The sequence below is a fragment of the Kosakonia sp. SOY2 genome (assembly GCF_027109175.1).
Taxonomy (GTDB): Bacteria; Pseudomonadota; Gammaproteobacteria; order Enterobacterales; family Enterobacteriaceae; genus Kosakonia.
Map to the genome: position 1 here is coordinate 1 of NZ_JAPVXH010000014.1, position 3185 is coordinate 3185.

Below are 3185 nucleotides of genomic sequence, written 5' to 3' on the forward strand. Positions count from 1 at the left end.
TTTGCTCTTTAAAAATCTGGATCAAGCTGAAAATTGAAACACTGAACAGTGCGAACTGTTCTGTGAGTCTCTCAAATTTTCGCGACACGCGGATGTTTCACGAAACATCTTCGGGTTGTGAGGTTAAGCGACTAAGCGTACACGGTGGATGCCCTGGCAGTCAGAGGCGATGAAGGACGTGCTAATCTGCGAAAAGCGCCGGTAAGGTGATATGAACCGTTATAACCGGCGATGTCCGAATGGGGAAACCCAGTGTGACTCGTCACACTATCATTAACTGAATCCATAGGTTAATGAGGCGAACCGGGGGAACTGAAACATCTAAGTACCCCGAGGAAAAGAAATCAACCGAGATTCCCCCAGTAGCGGCGAGCGAACGGGGAGCAGCCCAGAGCCTGAATCAGCTTGTGTGTTAGTGGAAGCGTCTGGAAAGTCGCGCGATACAGGGTGACAGCCCCGTACACAAAAGCACACAGGCTGTGAGCTCGATGAGTAGGGCGGGACACGTGGTATCCTGTCTGAATATGGGGGGACCATCCTCCAAGGCTAAATACTCCTGACTGACCGATAGTGAACCAGTACCGTGAGGGAAAGGCGAAAAGAACCCCGGCGAGGGGAGTGAAAAAGAACCTGAAACCGTGTACGTACAAGCAGTGGGAGCATCCTTCGGGGTGTGACTGCGTACCTTTTGTATAATGGGTCAGCGACTTATATTCTGTAGCAAGGTTAACCGAATAGGGGAGCCGAAGGGAAACCGAGTCTTAACTGGGCGTTAAGTTGCAGGGTATAGACCCGAAACCCGGTGATCTAGCCATGGGCAGGTTGAAGGTTGGGTAACACTAACTGGAGGACCGAACCGACTAATGTTGAAAAATTAGCGGATGACTTGTGGCTGGGGGTGAAAGGCCAATCAAACCGGGAGATAGCTGGTTCTCCCCGAAAGCTATTTAGGTAGCGCCTCGTGAATTCATCTCCGGGGGTAGAGCACTGTTTCGGCTAGGGGGCCATCCCGGCTTACCAACCCGATGCAAACTACGAATACCGGAGAATGTTATCACGGGAGACACACGGCGGGTGCTAACGTCCGTCGTGAAGAGGGAAACAACCCAGACCGCCAGCTAAGGTCCCAAAGTCATGGTTAAGTGGGAAACGATGTGGGAAGGCCCAGACAGCCAGGATGTTGGCTTAGAAGCAGCCATCATTTAAAGAAAGCGTAATAGCTCACTGGTCGAGTCGGCCTGCGCGGAAGATGTAACGGGGCTAAACCATGCACCGAAGCTGCGGCAGCGACGCTTATGCGTTGTTGGGTAGGGGAGCGTTCTGTAAGCCTGCGAAGGTGGCCTGTGAGGGTTGCTGGAGGTATCAGAAGTGCGAATGCTGACATAAGTAACGATAAAGCGGGTGAAAAGCCCGCTCGCCGGAAGACCAAGGGTTCCTGTCCAACGTTAATCGGGGCAGGGTGAGTCGACCCCTAAGGCGAGGCCGAAAGGCGTAGTCGATGGGAAACAGGTTAATATTCCTGTACTTGGTGTTACTGCGAAGGGGGGACGGAGAAGGCTATGTTAGCCGGGCGACGGTTGTCCCGGTTTAAGCGTGAAGGTGTGTGCTCCAGGCAAATCCGGAGCACTTTAACACTGAGGCGTGATGACGAGGCACTACGGTGCTGAAGTAACAAATGCCCTGCTTCCAGGAAAAGCCTCTAAGCTCCAGGTAACACGAAATCGTACCCCAAACCGACACAGGTGGTCAGGTAGAGAATACCAAGGCGCTTGAGAGAACTCGGGTGAAGGAACTAGGCAAAATGGTGCCGTAACTTCGGGAGAAGGCACGCTGATACGTAGGTGAAGTCCCTCGCGGATGGAGCTGAAATCAGTCGAAGATACCAGCTGGCTGCAACTGTTTATTAAAAACACAGCACTGTGCAAACACGAAAGTGGACGTATACGGTGTGACGCCTGCCCGGTGCCGGAAGGTTAATTGATGGGGTCATCCGTAAGGAGAAGCTCTTGATCGAAGCCCCGGTAAACGGCGGCCGTAACTATAACGGTCCTAAGGTAGCGAAATTCCTTGTCGGGTAAGTTCCGACCTGCACGAATGGCGTAATGATGGCCAGGCTGTCTCCACCCGAGACTCAGTGAAATTGAACTCGCTGTGAAGATGCAGTGTACCCGCGGCAAGACGGAAAGACCCCGTGAACCTTTACTATAGCTTGACACTGAACACTGGTCCTTGATGTGTAGGATAGGTGGGAGGCTTTGAAGCGTGGACGCCAGTCTGCGTGGAGCCGTCCTTGAAATACCACCCTTTAATGGCTGGTGTTCTAACGTGGACCCGTAATCCGGGTTGCGGACAGTGTCTGGTGGGTAGTTTGACTGGGGCGGTCTCCTCCTAAAGCGTAACGGAGGAGCACGAAGGTCAGCTAATCCTGGTCGGACATCAGGAGGTTAGTGCAATGGCATAAGCTGGCTTGACTGCGAGCGTGACGGCGCGAGCAGGTGCGAAAGCAGGTCATAGTGATCCGGTGGTTCTGAATGGAAGGGCCATCGCTCAACGGATAAAAGGTACTCCGGGGATAACAGGCTGATACCGCCCAAGAGTTCATATCGACGGCGGTGTTTGGCACCTCGATGTCGGCTCATCACATCCTGGGGCTGAAGTAGGTCCCAAGGGTATGGCTGTTCGCCATTTAAAGTGGTACGCGAGCTGGGTTTAGAACGTCGTGAGACAGTTCGGTCCCTATCTGCCGTGGGCGCTGGAGAATTGAGGGGGGCTGCTCCTAGTACGAGAGGACCGGAGTGGACGCATCACTGGTGTTCGGGTTGTCATGCCAATGGCACTGCCCGGTAGCTAAATGCGGAAGAGATAAGTGCTGAAAGCATCTAAGCACGAAACTTGCCCCGAGATGAGTTCTCCCTGAGACTTTAAGTCTCCTGAAGGAACGTTGAAGACGACGACGTTGATAGGCCGGGTGTGTAAGCGCAGCGATGCGTTGAGCTAACCGGTACTAATGAACCGTGAGGCTTAACCTTACAACGCCGAAGATGTTTTGGCGTGAGAGACAGAGAAGATTTTCAGCGAGATACAGATTAGGTCAGGGCGTGAGAACGGTCTGACAACAGAATTTGCCTGGCGGCAGTAGCGCGGTGGTCCCACCTGACCCCATGCCGAACTCAGAAGTGAAACGC

Annotated in this window: 2 rRNA genes; both read left to right on the forward strand. The window is 53.3% G+C overall.

The window, feature by feature from the left end:
* The first annotated feature begins 121 nt into the window (after positions 1-121).
* A 23S ribosomal RNA gene (locus tag O3S68_RS24160) occupies positions 122-3029 on the forward strand.
* Between the two features lie 96 nt (positions 3030-3125).
* Positions 3126-3185, forward strand: a 5S ribosomal RNA gene (rrf, locus tag O3S68_RS24370); the annotation flags it as partial.